Origin of the sequence: Roseateles toxinivorans (assembly GCF_004362525.1) — a bacterium.
GTDB classification, from domain to species: domain Bacteria; phylum Pseudomonadota; class Gammaproteobacteria; order Burkholderiales; family Burkholderiaceae_C; genus Paucibacter; species Paucibacter toxinivorans.
Genome location: NZ_SNXS01000005.1, coordinates 286,313 through 301,536 on the forward strand (window position 1 = coordinate 286,313; position 15,224 = coordinate 301,536).

The following is a 15,224-nucleotide window of genomic DNA, read 5'->3' on the forward strand; positions in this document are numbered from 1 at the left end:
TGCCTGTGTTGGCCCGATCTTACGGGGCTGCGGAGCCGGCTCAGCGCAACAATTGCTGGGCCGCGCTGACGTACAACGGAATGCCGATCAGGATGTTGAACGGGAACGTCAGCCCCAGTGACATGCCGAAATACAGCGATGGCTGGGCTTCGGGAATGGCCTGGCGCACCACCGCCGGCACGGCGATGTAGGAGGCGCTGGCGGCCAGCACCACCAGCAGCGCGCCGTCACCCGGGCTCATGCCCACGGCCCAGGCCAGGGCCAGGGCCAGCGTCGCATGGACCAGCGGCCCGCCCAGCGCGTAGGCCAGCAGCCAGGGCGACTTGCCGCGGAGCTCGCCCAGATTGCGCGAGGCCATCAGGCCCATGTCGAGCAGGAAGAAGGCCAGCATGCCCTTGAACAAATCGACCGAGAACGGTTGCATGGCGCTCTGCCCGGCCTCGCCGGTCAGCAGGCCCACAGCCATGGCGCCGAGCAGCAGCAGCTGGGCGCCGTCGGTGAAGGACTCATGCAGCACCTTGCGCATCGACACGCCACCGGCTTGTGTGACGGGCGGGTGGGCCCCGGCCGGCGCGCTGGCGGCCTGGCGCTGGCGCACGAGGTTGGACAGCAGCACGGCCATCAGTATGGCCGGCGACTCCATCAGCGCCATCGCCGCTGCCATATGACCGCCGAAGGCAATGCCATGGTTGTCGAGGTACTGCACGGCGGTGATGAAGGTCACGGCGCTGACCGAGCCATAGGTGGCGGCGATGGCTGCGGCGTCGAATCCGGACAGGAAGCGGCGCAGCAACAGGTAGCCCAGGGCCGGCACCACCACCGCCATGACCAGGGCACAGGCCAGGCTGACCAGCACCTCGGGCGTCAGCCCCGACCTGGCCAGCGCGAAGCCGCCCTTCAGGCCCAGGGCCATCAGCAGATAGAGCGACAGAAAGCGCGAGATCGGTGCGGGAATCTCGAGGTTCGATTTCACCAATCCGGCCAGCATGCCGAAGACGAAGAACAGGATCGCGGGGTCAAGCAGGCTCTGCATCAATGCGGCCCCATCAGACAGGATTCGCCGGCCTGACCGGAAGCGTCGGCCCGGCCTGCGTCTTCCACAGCGAGAAGATCACGCCATCGGCAATCAGCAGCGCCGTGACGAAGGCGGCGAAGGCCAGCCACAGCCAGGGGTGGTTGGCCCGGAAACGGCAGGTCAAGAAGGGCGATCAGGGGATCCAAGACTTGAGTCTCCGGTCAGCAGCGGTGGAAGTGGGTGGCATGGGCGGGGGCGATGTTGAGGACGAGGCCCCGGTCCTCAATGCGGGAGGGGCGCTGCGGCGGCCTCGAACATGGCGTGCTGCAGGCCCCATTGCTCGACCGCTGCCACCAGCACGATGGACTCGCCGTCCGAGACATGCGCATCTGCCTCGACCACGGCCACGCACAGCTGCAGCACCGTCAGTCGCAACGCCGGGTCGTCGATCTCGGCCAGCAGCGTGGACAGCGTGCGCGGATCGATGCGACAGGCATCGGCCCGACTTAGGTGAGCGGTGATGAGCAGGTCTTCGCACAGGGCGTGCACGATGTCGTGGAGCTCGCTGGGCGCCAGACCCAAACGACCGGGTGCGTTGAGACGGGCCAGCACGTCGAGTTCGGCCTTGCCCAGGTGTTCGTCGGCGACCAGCGCCAGCGCGACGATGCGGGCGGCGGCTTGAGGACTGTTGCGGGTATAGCTGCGCATGAGAGATCTCTCCTTGATTGGGCTTCGGGGGCTCAGTCGCCGTAAGGTTCAGGCAGCGGGCGGACCCGCCGGTGCTCGCGTTGACGACGCCACAGCCGGGTCAGCAGGTGCACGGCACGCGACAGCACCCGGTCCAGGGCGCTGCGCCAGTCCGTGTCGACCGCACTGAGCACCAGGGGACCCGAGGCGTTGGTGTGCAGTTCGATCTGGCAGCGCTTGTCCACCCCGCCACGAGGCCCATTGACATCAAGCAGTTGCACGCGCGCCCGCGAAACCAGCCACGTCAGGCGGCGCATCGAGAACTGCACCCGGCGGTGCACCAGCTCACGCAGCTCCAGACCTTCGCGATCGCGGGATTCGAACAGTACTTGCATGACCACACTCCTAGGCTTGAACGGTGAGCGGACGATAGACCTCATCACCCAACTAAAAAAGCAGACAATTAGCGAACAACACTTCCCAAAAAGCGGAATATGAGCTTGGACTTCAGCTACCGTCACCTGTACTACTTCTGGGTCGTGGCCCATGAGGGCGGCATCTCGCGCGCGGCCGAGCGCCTGGGGATGGCGGTGCAGACCGTCAGCACCCAGGTGCGGGAACTGGAGCGCTCGCTGGGCCACAGCCTGCTCAAGCCCGCAGGCCGGGGCCTGGTGCTGACCGAGGCAGGCAAGGCGGCCATGCGTCAGGCCGAACTGATCTTCCAGCTCGGCGAGCAACTGCCTGGCGTGGTGCGTGATGCGGTCAGCTCACCCTCGGTGCGGCTGACGGTGGGCATTTCGGACGGACTGCCCAAGCTGGTCATACGGCACCTGATGCAGCCCGTGATGCACGAGCCCCGGCTGCGCCTGCTGTGCCATGAGGCCGAGTTTGCCGACCTGCTGGCGGACCTGGCCCTGCACCGGCTCGACGTGGTGCTGGCCGACCGGCCCGTGCCGGCCCATCCGAACCTGAAGGTTTACGGCCACAAGCTGGGCGCCTCCGCGCTGGGCTGGTATGCCTGCCCCAGCCTGCTCGAAGCCGCCTGCAGGGGCTTCCCGCAGTCGCTGGCCGAGGTGCCCGTGCTGCTGCCCACCGCGCACGTCGCGGTTCGCGGCCGCATCGACCTGTGGTTCGAGCGCCTGGGCGTGCGGCCGCGCGTGGTCGGCGAGTTCGAGGACAGCGCGCTGCTCAAGACCTTCGGCGCCAGCGGCATGGGGGTGTTCCCGGCTGCCGAACTGGTGCATGAGGAACTGGTCCACCGCTACCAGGTGCAGCGGGTCGGGCATTGCGACGGCGTCGAGGAGCAGTATTTTGCGATCGGCACCGAGCGGAAGATTTCGCACCCGCTGGTGCAACGCCTGCTAACGCCGCGCGCCGGCCCCGCCGCGGACTCACCGGACGCTAAAGGCGTGGCGGCCATTGGTGCGTCTCGCCCTGACAGGACAGGCACCAGGCATAGAGCGCGTCATACATGACCAGGCCATGGGCCAGCATCTCGTGGTCGTCGCTGAATTGTTGCGACAGGCCCAGCGAGATCGCATAAAGGCCGGCCGACTGCGGCGTCAGGTCCAGGCGCGAGGTGTCGGCGCCGCGCACGATCAGCGCCAGTTGCCGAAGCGCCGGTTCGTCTAGCCCGTACTTGACCAGAAAGGCATCGAAGCTGCACAGCTCGCCGACATGGCTCATCTCGACGCCGGGAATGTCGTAGGGCACGGCACCCAGCCGCTGCGCCTGCGCCATCACCTCACCGGCGGGCACGTAGAGGAACTCCGGCTCGCGGTCGATGAAGCGGGCGATCAGCCAGGGGCAGGCAATGCGGTCTATCTTGGGCCGCTCGCGGGTGATCCACTTCATGATGGCTCTCCATTCGCTGTTTCCTGCTTGCGCTGCACCGGCAGGCCGTCTTTCTGCCAGCCATCGATGCCGCCGGGCAGGAAGCGGGCATCGACGCCCAGCGCGCGCAGCCGCATTGCCGTCGAGCGGCCGACCTCGTGGCCATAGACGCAATAGACGAGCACCTCACGGCCGACGGGCAACTCGGCCGCCCATTGGGCCACCAGGGCCGGGTCTTGCCAGCGGGCACCGGGCAGCATCGTCAGCGCCTGCTCGAACACGCCGGCGCGGCGCACATCGAGCAGCAGCGCTCTGTCCACCGCGCTGCGGTCGGCGGCGAAGGCGTCGCTGCTGGCATGGACGGCATGCTGGTAGCGTTCGTAGACCTGGGGCCAGTCGATGCGGTCGATCTCGGCCGGCCCGGCGCCTTGCAGCGCCAGCACCGGCAGGCTGCCGGTGGGTGCTTCGCCCTGCCCGGCCACCACCTGATTGACCAGCCGCCCCTCGGCGGGCACGAAGCTGAGCAGGGTCCAACCCGGCTGCGCGGCCAGCGCCGCGCTCATGGCCGCATACTGCTCGCGCCAGCCCGCCACGCTGCCGAAGGCGCTGCTCAGTGCCAGCGCCATGGCCGGGGCCATGTCTTGCGCAGCGGAGGCGAGGCTGGCCTCGCTCAGGGCTTGGATCTCGATTGCGTTCATGGCGATTCCTCAGACAGGTGACAACAGGGTGAAGGCCAGGCCGACCGCCGCGCAGCCGGCCAGCAGGCTCGGCACGCCCAGCTTGAATCGGAACAGGGCCAGCAGGGCGGCCAGCGCGATCAGGGCCGAGGGCCAGTCAAAACTGCCGGCAAAGCCCTGCGGCCACAGCACGTGGTAGGCAAAGAACAGGGCCAGGTTCAGGATCACGCCGACCACCGCCGCGGTGATGGCCGTCAGCGGTGCGGTGAACTTCAGATTGCCGTGAGTGGTCTCGATCAGGGGCCCGCCGGCAAGGATGAAGACGAAGGACGGCAGGAAGGTGAAGAAGGTCACGACCGTGGCCGCAGCAGCGCCGGCCAGGAACAGCGCGTCGGGGCCGAACACGGCCTTGACCCAGCCGCCGACGAAGCCGACGAAGGCCACCACCATGATCAGCGGGCCGGGCGTGGTCTCGCCCAGGGCCAGGCCGTCGATCATCTGCGTCGCATTGAGCCATTGATACTGCTCGACCGCACCCTGGTAGACATAGGGCAGCACCGCATAGGCGCCGCCAAAGGTCAGCAGCGCGGCCTTGGTGAAGAACCAGCCCATTTGCGTCAAGGTGCCCTGCCAGCCCCACTGGGCCAGCAACAGGCCCATCGCCACCAGCCACAGGCCTCCGCCGATCAGCAGCACCCGGGCCAGGCGGGCACGGGTGAACAGGGCATGCGCGGGCGTCGGCGTGTCGTCATCGATCAGCGCCTCGCCATAGTTCTTTTGCACCGTGCCATGGCCACCGCCGACGACGAAGATCTGAGGTTTGAGCCGCCCGCCGAAGTGGCCGATCAGCGCCGCCGCCAGCACGATCAGCGGGAACGGCAGATCGAGCGCGAAGATGGCGACAAAGGCGCCTGCGGCGATGGCCCACAGCCAGCCGTTCTTCAGCGCGCGCGTGCCGATGCGGTGCGCCGCATGCAGCACCAGGGCCGTCACCGCCGGCTTGATGCCATAGAACAGGCCGGCCACCACCGGCAGCTGGCCGTAGGCGATATAGATCCAGGACAGCGCGATCAGGATGAACAGCGAGGGCAGCACGAACAGTCCGCCGGCCACCAGGCCGCCGCGCGTGCGGTGCATCAGCCAGCCGATATAGGTGGCCAGCTGCTGGGCCTCGGGACCGGGCAGCACCATGCAGTAGTTGAGCGCATGCAGGAAGCGCTTCTCGCTGATCCAGCGTCGGCGCTCGACCAGCTCGGTGTGCATGATGGCGATCTGCCCGGCAGGGCCGCCGAAGCTGATGAAGCCAAGTTTCAGCCAGAAGGCGAGGGCCTGCCAGAACGAGACCGGCTCTGGTCTGGTCGCAGGTGTCGCTGCAATACCGCTCATGCCTTGGGCTCCTGAAGAAACGCGGCCTGCAGGCCATCGAACACGCCGCCGGCCAGCAGCAGCAACTGATCGTCATCGGTCACCGCCTCGCGCATGCCGGCGAGCACGCGCTCTATGCCCGGGGCCTCGGGTGGCTGCACGCCTCCGGCGTCCAGGCTGTGCACCAAGAGGCCCAGACGCAGCAGCGGCGGTGTCTCCAAGCCGAAGCTGACCAGCAGGGTCTCGAAGGTCACGCGGGCGCCGACGTGGGTGAAAGTGGCTCCGTCGAAGTCAAAACCCAGGGCATCGAGCGGGCAGTCGGCCGGTGTCTCCAGCCATAGAAAACGGGCCTTGGGGTCGATGTGGCGGCGTATCAGCCAGGCGCTGGCCAGCCGGTCCACCCAGGGCCGGCGCCGGGTGGCCCAGGTACGGCCCTGGTATTGGCGGGCATCGAGCAGGGCGATGGCCTGCATCACCGCCTGCGGTTCGTCGGGCGACAGCAGCTGCTCCAGCTCTCGCAGCGCCGCGGCGGCCTGGCGCTGGGCCTCGCCGGGAAAGAAGTCGATCTGCACCAGCTGCTCGAAGCTCCGGCGCAGCTTGCGGGCCAGCTTGTGGACCTCGGCCAGGGCGCCGGACTCCAGTGCGGCGCGGCCAGCGGCCAGCTCGGCCAGCAGCTTGCCAAACTCGGCGCTGCGATCGAACAGGGGGCAGAAGTCGTCCTCGGCGGACTGCGCCGTCAGTTGGTAGGCCGTGCCACCACTCTTGCGCAGATCGTCGGCGATGGCGGCCAGGGTGGCGGCATGGGCCGGCTGGTCCGGCATCAGATAGACACCATCTCGCAGCACGGCCGCGCCACAGGCCTTCAGCGCCCGCCAGCAGCGCATGCGCGCGGTGGCGTTCTCGGTGGGCAGGGAGATGACGAGCAGCAGGCAGTCCATTTGTACAGCTTACTACATTTAGTAGATTAAGCTACACATATTACTCAACTGCTCGCATCGGCGCGAAAACAGCCGGCCGTTCCGCCCATTCATCCACGTTTGCCGGACTTGTCAGGGTAGGCGCGCCGCTGCACACTGCTTGTTGGCTTTCATATTTAGCATCTGCCACCGTGGCCTGGTGGCGCTCCTATCTGGGCAATCTGGCTGGAAACCCATGGACATCAGCAAAACCTCATGCTTTGCAGGCCTTCGCTTTCTCAGCCTGTGTGCCGTCGCCCTGGCGCTGGCGACCAGTGCCAGCGCCAACGAGAACTGCACGCGGCTGCAGGCCACCGGCAACCCGGAGTACCCGCCATTTCTGTGGCGCGACCCGGAGGACGAGACCAAACTGATCGGCGCCAATGCCGATCTGATGCAACTGCTGTCCAAGGAGCTGGGCATTCCGATCGAGGTGCGGTACGGCGGCTCCTGGGCCCGCGTGCAGGAGGAGGCCAAGCTGGGGCGCATCGACCTGATCGCAGGCGCCTTCTACACTCTTCCCCGCCAGGACTACATGGACTATATGTATCCGGCCTTCAAGGAAACGCGCACGGTGATCTGGACCCGCGCCGACGCCCATCTGAAGTACCGCAAATGGAGCGATCTGGTCGGTCTGCAGGGCGTCACGGTGATCAACAACAGCTTTGGCGAGGAGTTCGACCGCTACGCCAAGGAGTCGCTGAAAATCTCCACGGTGCCCAGCCTGGAGCAGGCGCTGCGCATGCTGGAAAAGTCGCGCTCCAACTACCTGATCTATGAAGAAGACCCGGGCATGGCCTACGCGGCCAAGCTGGGCATTACTGGGCTGAAGACAATCAGCCCTGCCGTGACGAATGAAAATCTCTACTTGACGATTGCACACAAATCGCCATGCAATACTGGCGAAATGCGTGGCCGGTTGGCCAAGGCGATGTACAAGTTCGCCAAGCAGAATGTGATGGTCAAGCTGGTGGAAACGAATATCCAGCTCTGGCGCAAGCAGATCAAATAAGAACAACAGGCGGTTGAGGCGCAGCCAGCGCCCTTGTCAGGCTTCAGGCCCGTCGCAGGCCTTATCTCTCAGGGCGTCCATTGGGCAAACTATCTCTCAGACAAATCCTGATACTCGGGGTGGCATTGGGCATTCTGTTGCCGGTGCTGCTGCTGGGCCGCTTTCTGCTGGTGGACCGCTACGAGCGCGAGGTCAATCTGCGGGTGCGCGTGCCGATGTCGCAGTACACCGACATGCTGTCGCGCGCCCTGGTGGTGCCGCTGTGGAACGTCGACAAGGAGGTTGCCAGCCGCTTCGTGCAGGCGGTGATGCGCAACCCCGAGGTGGTGCGCGTGACGGTGGAGGACGAGTCCCGCAACCGCTTCGTGCACAGCGAGGTGCTGGACCGTCGCAGCGGCACCGTGCTGAAGGACGAGCGCCCCATCATCCTGGAGAACCGCGCCATCGGACTGGTGACGGTGGAGCTCAGCACCGAGCGCGTCGACCAGGAACTGCGCACCGACCTGCTCAAGCTCGGCGCGGCCTTGCTGGGCCAGGTGGGCATCTCCTTCCTGCTGATCCTGCTGCTGTTCGAGCGTCGCATCATGCGGCCGGTGCTGGCGCTGCGGCGCGCCACCGAGCGCCTGGCCAATGGTGAGCTGCGGGAGCCGGTGGCCTGGGAACGCGAAGACGAGATCGGCAAGCTGGCGCAGAGCCTGGAGCTGATGCGCCAGGAGCTGGCCCGGCTGATCGCCGACCGCGATGTGAAGAACGCCGAGCTGCAACAGGAGCTCAACGACAGGCTGCGCGCCGAGCAGGCACTGCGCTCCACCGAGGCCAAGTTCACCGCCATCTTCCAGGCCTCGCCGGTGGCCATGAAGGTGCTGCGCAAGGAGCAGGGCTATGCAGTGGTGGACGTCAACGAGGCCTGGGAGCGACAGTTCACCGCCACGCGCGCGCAGGTGCTGAGCCCAGAGCACAGGGGCCGGGGCCTGGCCCTGTGGCAAGACCCGGCCGACCAGCAGGCGGTGCTGGACATCATCGAACACAACGGCGAGGTGCGCGGCTACGAGGCCTGGCTGCACTGCGGCCAGCACAAGCGCGCCATCCTGTGCGACATCTCGGGCCAGTTGGTCGATCTGGGTCGGGAGACGCTGATCATCCTGGTGCTGGAAGACATCACGCAAAAGCGCCACAACGAGCAGGAAGTGCTCAAGCTCAACACCCGGCTGGAGCAGCGCGTCCAGGAGCGCACGCAGGCGCTGGAGACCGCCAACAAGGACCTGACGGCGGCGCTAGAGAACCTGCAACTCGCCCAGAGCGAGCTGATACGCACCGAGAAGATGGCCGCACTGGGCTCGCTGGTGGCCGGCATTGCCCACGAGCTGAACACGCCGATCGGCAATGCGGTGATGATTGCCTCGACCCTGCAGCACCATGGCAAGGAACTGGCCGAGGGCGCGGAGAAGGGCCTGCGGCGTTCGGTGCTGGACAACTTCATCAGCAACACCCGCACCGGCACCGACATCCTGATGAAGAATCTCAGCCGCGCCTCAGAGCTGGTGGCCAGCTTCAAGCAGGTGGCGGTGGACCAGACCAGCGTCAACCGCCGCATGTTCGCGCTCGACGAAACGGTGGCCGAGATCGTGCTGACGATGGGGCCGACGATTCGCCGCTACGGCCATCAGGTGCTGTGCCAGATCCCGCCCAAGATCATCATGGACAGCTACCCCGGCCCACTGGGTCAGGTCCTGAGCAATCTGATCAACAACGCCTTCATCCACGCCTTCGACGCCAAGTTCAAGGGCACGGTGACGATCTCTGCCCGCGTGACCACGCCCAATGTGGTGGAGCTGGAGGTGCGCGACAACGGCCGTGGCATAGCGGCCGAGCACCTGGAACGCATCTTCGACCCCTTCTTCACCACCAAGCTGGGCCAGGGCGGCAGCGGCCTGGGCCTGAACATCGTCTACAACCTGGTGACCGATGTGCTGGGCGGCAGCATCACGGTAAAAAGCCAGCCCGGCGAGGGCTGCAGCTTCTACCTGAAGCTGCCCCAGGTGGTGCCGGTGCAGGCGGCGCCGGCCGAGCTCGAACAGGCATAGCCGGAAATGCAAAAGGCGGCCCACAGGCCGCCCCCTTTTCTCAAACTTCCCGAGTTCCCCGGCCTACTTGCCGATGGTCACCCAGGAGACCTCGAACCAGTTGTCCGGGCGGTGCACCACATTGACATTGGTACGCGCGGCCCAGGGGATCACCTGACGGTGCAGCGGGATCACATGGACCTGGTCCTTGTACTCGCGCAGCGCCGCGCGTATCAGCTCCTCGCGCTTCTTCGGATCGGGCTCGACGCTGGACTGTGCCGCCAGTGCATCGAACTTGTCGTTCTTGGAGTTGCCGTAGTTGTAGGAGCCCACGCCCTTCTCGCCGCGATTGCGCAGCACCGGCGTGAAGGTGGTCTCGGCATCGGTGATGGCGCCGCCCCAGCCCAGCATATACATGCTGGTGTCAAGCTTCTCGATCTTGGGGAAGTAGGTCACGCGCTGCTGCGCGGCGACCTTGACCTTGACCTTCAGCTGCGCCCACATCGAGGCCAGCGCCAGGCAGATCTCCTCGTCGTTGATATAGCGGTTGTTGGGGCAGTCCAGGGTCACCTCGAAGCCGTCGGCATAGCCTGCCTCGGCCATCAGCTTGCGCGCGGCGGCCATGTCGTAGGGCAGGCGCTTCTCGATCTCGGGGTCGTTGAAGGCGCCCAGCGGTGACGGCGTCAGGCCGCCGGTCGGTGCACTCTGGCCATTCATCAGCTTGGTGCGCATGGTCTCGATGTCCACCGCCTGGTAGAGCGCCCTGCGCACGCGCACGTCCTTGAACGGGTTCTTGTCGCCGGGCACGTTGCCGTAAAGCAGCTTGTCGCGGGCCTGGTCCATGCCGATGAAGACGATGCGGTTCTCCACACCATCGACCAGCTTCACGCCGGCGGTGTTGCGCAGCCGGGGCACATCGCGCGGCGCGGGGTCGAGCACGAAGTCCAGCTCGCCCGAGACCAGGGCAGCCAGGCGGGTGGCATCGTTGCCGATCGGGGTGTAGACGATCTCCTGCACATTGCCCTGGGGCGTGCCCCACCAGTTGGGATTGCGCTTGTAGGTGGTCTTGATGCCGGGCGCGCGGCTGACCAGCATGAAGGGCCCCGTGCCATTCATATTGGTGGCGGCGAAGGACTCCTCCTTGGCCTTGAAGTCCAGCGGCTTGGTGACGCGGTTCTTCTCGCTCCAGCTCTTGCTCATCATCCACATCGAATCCAGATGCTGGAGGAAGATCGGATTGGGTGCTGTCAAGACAAACTCGACGGTCAGGTCGTCCACCTTGCGCGGCGCGCCCAGCGCATTGGCATAGACGGCGATCTGCGAGGTCGGCTCCTTGGCGCGGTTGATCGAATACACCACGTCATCGGCGGTGAAGGCGGTGCCGTCATGGAACTTCACGTTCGGCCGCAGCTTGAAGCGCCACAGCAGCGGGGTCACCTGTTGCCACTCGGTGGCCAGGCCCGGGCCGATGATCAGATTCTTGTCGCGCAGCGTCAGGCGCTCGTAGACCTGACCATTGATCATATTGGTCGAACTCTCGTTCTGGGAGTGCGGGTCCAGGGTCTGGGCGTCGCCCTGGGACGACCAGCGCAGGGTTTGCGCCTGCGCATTGACGCTGAGCGCCAGCAGAACGGCGGCACCGACGATGCCGGGCTTGAAGAGAGATTTCATGGGCAGGAACTCCGTGTGGCTGCGACTGTGGCGCGAGTGTAGGCACGGGTGCCCGGGAAAGGTCTCGGGGTTATCCTGAACGAGGTAGCGCCTGCCCGGCTACTGCCAGAGTTCGTCCAGATTCTGGAAGCCCCATTGGGAGGGCGATTCGCGGCCCAGGATGCGGTCGTTACAACCCGGCTGGGCCAGATCCAGGGTTTCCAGCGGAATGGGCATCTGCGATTTGGTCGAAAAGAACACCTTCAGCCTTGGCGTGACCAGGGAAGTCGGGTGCTGCTCGGCCACCACCGCCAGGCGGCCGGACTGCAGCCGCACCAGCGAACCCACCGGGTAGATGCCCACGCTCTTGACGAAAGCCTGGAACACGGCCGGGTCGAAGTGCCCCTTCCACTGCGCCATGCGCTGGATCGATCCGGCGGGGTCCCAGGCACTCTTGTAGGGCCGCGTCGAGGTGATGGCGTCATAGACGTCGCAGACCGCCCCCATGCGCGCCAGCAGACTGATCTGATCGCCCGGCAGCTTGTGCGGATAGCCGGTGCCATCCATCTTCTCGTGGTGGTGCAGGCACACATCAAGGGCGCCGGGCAGCACCTGGCTGCCGCTCATCAGCATCTGATGACCACGCTCGGGGTGCAACTGCATGACCTTGTACTCGGCATCGGTCAGCGCGCCCGGTTTGTTGAGCACCTCGGCGGGCATGGCCATCTTGCCGATATCGTGCAGCAGGCCGGCAAAGCCAGCCTCGCGCACCTGCTCCTCGCCCAGATTCAGATGACGCGCCAACGACACCATCAGCGCGCACACCGCCACCGAGTGCATATAGGTGTAGTCGTCCTTGGTCTTCAGGCGCGCAAGGCTGATCAGCGCCGAAGGGTTGCGGCTGACCGAGTCGGCGATACCCTCGACCAGGGTCATGCATTGCTCCGAGTTGACCGAGCGCCCCAGGCGGGCTTCGCCGAACAGCGCCACCACCTGCTGCCGGGAGCGATTGATGACGCCGGCGGCCCGCTGCAACTCGGAACCCATCGAGGCCTTGGGCTCGGCCGCGGCTGGGGGCTTGGGCTTGGACGTGGTCGCCGTTGCGACCGGAGTTTCTGGCGCAGGTTCAGACGCTTGGGCGGCCGCCACGGGTGCGGCGGCTGCGGGCTTTGCCCCCACATCCAGCCCCTTGGCCACATCGATCCAGCAGGTCGCCACGCCGCTCTTGCGTATGGCCTCCAGGTCGGCCGGGTCGCGGAGCAGGAACTTGGTCTTCCAAAACGGGTGCGACAGCCAGGAACCCTCGAAGCTCTGGATGAACATGCCCAGCTGCAGCTGGCGACTTTCAATCTTTTTGAGCATGACTCCTGCACACCTTCCGGCTTGCGAACCCGAGCCAGTATGAGCCAGGCTGCTCAAGCGGCAAATGATAAATTCACGCCGCCCATGAAAAAAGCCGCCCGGAACGGGGCGGCTTGATACAGCGCAAGCGCCGTTCGGTCAGCGGAACTTCGACTGCGGCACCGTCTTGACCTCACCCGGCAGCGAGGCCAGGTACTGGGCGATGGCTTTCAGCTCGGTGTGATTGAACTGCTTCACCTGGCCGGCCATGATGGCGTTGGAACGGCCGACAACGGCATTGTTCTCGGTCTGGTACGCCTTCAGTGCGACGTAGAGATAGTCGCCATGCTGGCCAGCGATCTTCGGATAGGCACCGTCGATGGGCTTGCTGAAGTTGGCGCCGTGGCAGGAGGCGCAGGCGCCCTTGGTCAGCAACTCGGCCACCTTGGCCGACGCAGCAGGCGCGGACTCTGGAGCAGCATCGCCCTTGCCCTGGGCCTCGTAGAACGCGGCAACGTCGGCCATGTCCTGCTCGCTCATCGACTGCGCGATGCCGCGCATCGTCGGGTGCTTGCGCTCGCCCTTGTTGTAGGCCTGCAGCGATGCCACGATGTATTTGGCGTTCTGGCCGGCAATCATCGGCACCTTGTGCACTTCGGGAAAGCTGGCCTGATAGGCCGGAATGCCGTGGCAGCCGATGCACATGGCCACCTTGGTCTTGCCGGCCACCGCATCTTGCGCGTGGGCCACGGACAATGCACCGAGGGCCAAGGCCAGGGCGGATGTTATCTGGAGCAGTTTGTTCATGGTCCTGGGGGTCTGATCTGTCACCAGCGCGCATTATAGAACCCGGGCGAACCGAACATGACTCGCGCCTTATACTGAAACGCTACACCGCTGGACTTGACACCGCTCATGAAATTTCAAGGTTCCGACAATTACGTTGCCACCGCCGACCTGATGCTGGCGGTCAATGCCGCCATCACTTTGAAGCGCCCGCTGCTGGTCAAGGGCGAGCCCGGCACCGGCAAGACCATGCTGGCCGAGGAAGTGGCCCAGGCGCTGGACATGCCCCTGCTGCAGTGGCATATCAAGAGCACGACCAAGGCCCAGCAGGGCCTGTACGAGTACGACGCGGTGAGCCGCCTGCGCGACAGCCAGCTGGGTGACGCAAAGGTCAAGGACATCCACAACTACATCGTCAAGGGAGTGCTGTGGCAGGCCTTCACGGCCGACCAGCCGGTGGCGCTGCTGATCGACGAGATCGACAAGGCCGACATCGAGTTCCCGAACGATCTGCTGCGCGAGATCGACCGCATGGAGTTCTATGTCTACGAGACGCGCGAGATGGTGCGAGCAACGCACAGACCGCTGGTCTTCATCACCTCGAACAACGAGAAGGAGCTGCCGGACGCCTTTTTGCGCCGCTGCTTCTTCCACTACATCAAGTTTCCGGACGCGCCGACGATGCAGAGCATCGTCGACGTGCACTTCCCCGGCATCAAGAAAGACCTGCTGGCTGCCGCGCTGAAGACCTTCTATGACGTGCGCAATCTGCCCGGCCTGAAGAAGAAGCCCTCCACCTCGGAGCTGCTGGACTGGCTGAAGCTGCTGGTGGCCGAGGACATTCCGCTCGATGCGCTGCAGAGCAAGGACGACAAGGTCGCCCTGCCGCCGCTGCTCGGCGCCCTGCTGAAGAATGAGCAAGACGTGACCCTGTTCGAAAAGCTGGTCTTCATGCAACGCCACAACCGCTGATCACAGCCACCGACATGAGCAATCAAAACACCCCGGGCGGCATGCTCAAGGAAGGCCTGGCCGATGCGCTGGGTTTCGTGATCGGCGCGCTGGCGGGCTGGCAGCTCGGCGTGCTGCTGGGCTTCGACTTCGTCGGCACCCCCGGCTACGGCGTGCCGCAGATCATCGGCCTGGTGCTGATCGTCGTGGGCTGCGGCCTGGGGCGCCTTGTGGCGCGGCGCCTGTTGTCAGTCGACAAATGACGTTGCCTGCCATCACCGCGCCGCTGACGCTGAGCGGTCAGCATGGACGGCTGGAGCCGCTCTCTCCCGCCCATGAGAACGGGCTGATCGAAGCGGTCAACGACGGCCAGCTGTGGCGGCTCTGGTACACCGCCATCCCCAGCCCCGAGGGCATGGCGGCCGAGATCGCGCGGCGGCTGACGCTGCATGCGGCCGGCTCCATGCTGCCCTTCACCGTGTTCGATGCCGGCGGCCGCATTGCCGGCATGACGACCTTCATGAATATCGACGCCACGCACCGTCGCGTCGAGATCGGCTCCACCTGGTACCGCCGCGATGTGCAGCGCACGCCGCTGAACACCGAGTGCAAGCTGATGCTGCTGACCCACGCGTTCGAGACGCTGGGCTGCATTGCCGTCGAGTTCCGCACCCACCGTTTCAACACCGCCAGCCGCCGCGCCATCGAACGCCTGGGCGCGCAGCTGGACGGCATCCTGCGTGCCCACCAGCGCGCCAGCGATGGCACGCTGCGCGACACGGCGGTCTACAGCATCACCGCGGCCGAATGGCCCACCGTCAGGACACATCTGGGCTTTCAACTGGAGCGCAGCCGCTGAGCTGCGCCGCCCCAAGACAACAACGGAGA

At 65.7% G+C, this 15,224-nt stretch carries 17 protein-coding genes; 6 read left to right on the forward strand and 11 right to left on the reverse strand.

The window, feature by feature from the left end; all coding sequences use genetic code 11:
* Positions 1–40: 40 nt before the first annotated feature.
* The 4 genes from DES47_RS19595 to DES47_RS19605 all read right to left on the reverse strand — a co-directional run bounded on the left by DES47_RS19595 (position 41) and on the right by DES47_RS19605 (position 2,097).
* Positions 41–1,033: a sodium-dependent bicarbonate transport family permease gene (locus DES47_RS19595; RefSeq protein ID WP_133702433.1), complete on the reverse strand. Its 993-nt coding sequence runs from the start codon at positions 1,031–1,033 to the stop codon at positions 41–43.
* A 13-nt stretch (positions 1,034–1,046) separates the two neighbouring features.
* The gene (locus tag DES47_RS28805; RefSeq protein ID WP_166652080.1) at positions 1,047–1,199 is read right to left on the reverse strand and encodes a hypothetical protein; all 153 of its coding nucleotides are present in this window, start codon (positions 1,197–1,199) and stop codon (positions 1,047–1,049) included.
* 98 nt (positions 1,200–1,297) lie between these two features.
* Positions 1,298–1,723, reverse strand: coding sequence for a TerB family tellurite resistance protein (locus DES47_RS19600; protein ID WP_133702434.1), 426 nt, complete (start codon positions 1,721–1,723; stop codon positions 1,298–1,300).
* 32 nt (positions 1,724–1,755) lie between these two features.
* Complete coding sequence (locus DES47_RS19605; protein ID WP_133702435.1) at positions 1,756–2,097, reverse strand: HPF/RaiA family ribosome-associated protein; 342 nt, start codon at positions 2,095–2,097, stop codon at positions 1,756–1,758.
* A gap of 99 nt (positions 2,098–2,196) precedes the next feature.
* Between DES47_RS19605 and DES47_RS19610 the strand changes: the two genes are divergently transcribed.
* Positions 2,197–3,177, forward strand: a complete 981-nt coding sequence (locus DES47_RS19610; protein ID WP_133702436.1) for a LysR family transcriptional regulator — start codon at positions 2,197–2,199, stop codon at positions 3,175–3,177.
* Here DES47_RS19610 and DES47_RS19615 read toward each other — a convergent pair.
* From DES47_RS19615 to DES47_RS19630, 4 genes are read right to left on the reverse strand one after another with little or no spacing between them, the layout of a single operon-like run.
* Positions 3,104–3,556 (reverse strand): chromate resistance protein ChrB domain-containing protein, encoded by a 453-nt coding sequence (locus tag DES47_RS19615; RefSeq protein ID WP_133702437.1) that lies wholly within the window; start codon positions 3,554–3,556, stop codon positions 3,104–3,106. The genes DES47_RS19610 and DES47_RS19615 overlap by 74 nt on opposite strands.
* On the reverse strand, positions 3,553–4,233 hold the full coding sequence (locus DES47_RS19620; protein ID WP_133702438.1) for a rhodanese-like domain-containing protein: 681 nt from the start codon (positions 4,231–4,233) through the stop codon (positions 3,553–3,555). Before DES47_RS19620 ends, DES47_RS19615 begins: the two co-directional genes overlap by 4 nt.
* A 9-nt stretch (positions 4,234–4,242) precedes the next feature.
* Entirely contained in the window at positions 4,243–5,598 is a 1,356-nt protein-coding gene (gene chrA, locus DES47_RS19625; RefSeq protein WP_133702439.1) for a chromate efflux transporter, read from the reverse strand.
* Positions 5,595–6,515, reverse strand: coding sequence for a chromate resistance protein ChrB domain-containing protein (locus tag DES47_RS19630; protein WP_133702440.1), 921 nt, complete (start codon positions 6,513–6,515; stop codon positions 5,595–5,597). Before DES47_RS19630 ends, chrA begins: the two co-directional genes overlap by 4 nt.
* A gap of 214 nt (positions 6,516–6,729) precedes the next feature.
* Here DES47_RS19630 and DES47_RS19635 point away from each other — a divergent pair, with 214 nt between their 5' ends.
* Positions 6,730–7,545: a substrate-binding periplasmic protein gene (locus tag DES47_RS19635; protein WP_133702441.1), complete on the forward strand. Its 816-nt coding sequence runs from the start codon at positions 6,730–6,732 to the stop codon at positions 7,543–7,545.
* Between the two features lie 119 nt (positions 7,546–7,664).
* Positions 7,665–9,629 (forward strand): ATP-binding protein, encoded by a 1,965-nt coding sequence (locus tag DES47_RS19640; protein WP_133702442.1) that lies wholly within the window; start codon positions 7,665–7,667, stop codon positions 9,627–9,629.
* A 63-nt stretch (positions 9,630–9,692) separates the two neighbouring features.
* Here DES47_RS19640 and DES47_RS19645 read toward each other — a convergent pair whose 3' ends face one another.
* From DES47_RS19645 to DES47_RS19655, 3 genes are all read right to left on the reverse strand, one after another.
* On the reverse strand, positions 9,693–11,279 hold the full coding sequence (locus tag DES47_RS19645) for an ABC transporter substrate-binding protein (protein WP_133702443.1): 1,587 nt from the start codon (positions 11,277–11,279) through the stop codon (positions 9,693–9,695).
* 99 nt (positions 11,280–11,378) lie between these two features.
* Positions 11,379–12,620, reverse strand: a complete 1,242-nt coding sequence (locus tag DES47_RS19650) for a cyclic di-GMP phosphodiesterase (protein WP_133702444.1) — start codon at positions 12,618–12,620, stop codon at positions 11,379–11,381.
* Between the two features lie 138 nt (positions 12,621–12,758).
* Entirely contained in the window at positions 12,759–13,406 is a 648-nt protein-coding gene (locus DES47_RS19655) for a c-type cytochrome (RefSeq protein ID WP_133702445.1), read from the reverse strand.
* 108 nt (positions 13,407–13,514) lie between these two features.
* On the opposite strand from DES47_RS19655, the gene DES47_RS19660 reads away from it, so the two are divergent.
* The 3 genes from DES47_RS19660 to DES47_RS19670 are packed head-to-tail and all read left to right on the forward strand — an operon-like array spanning position 13,515 to position 15,195.
* Positions 13,515–14,357: an AAA family ATPase gene (locus tag DES47_RS19660; protein WP_133702446.1), complete on the forward strand. Its 843-nt coding sequence runs from the start codon at positions 13,515–13,517 to the stop codon at positions 14,355–14,357.
* A 14-nt stretch (positions 14,358–14,371) separates the two neighbouring features.
* Positions 14,372–14,599 (forward strand): hypothetical protein, encoded by a 228-nt coding sequence (locus DES47_RS19665; RefSeq protein WP_166652082.1) that lies wholly within the window; start codon positions 14,372–14,374, stop codon positions 14,597–14,599.
* The gene (locus DES47_RS19670) at positions 14,596–15,195 is read left to right on the forward strand and encodes a GNAT family N-acetyltransferase (RefSeq protein ID WP_133702447.1); all 600 of its coding nucleotides are present in this window, start codon (positions 14,596–14,598) and stop codon (positions 15,193–15,195) included. Before DES47_RS19665 ends, DES47_RS19670 begins: the two co-directional genes overlap by 4 nt.
* Positions 15,196–15,224: the final 29 nt, after the last annotated feature.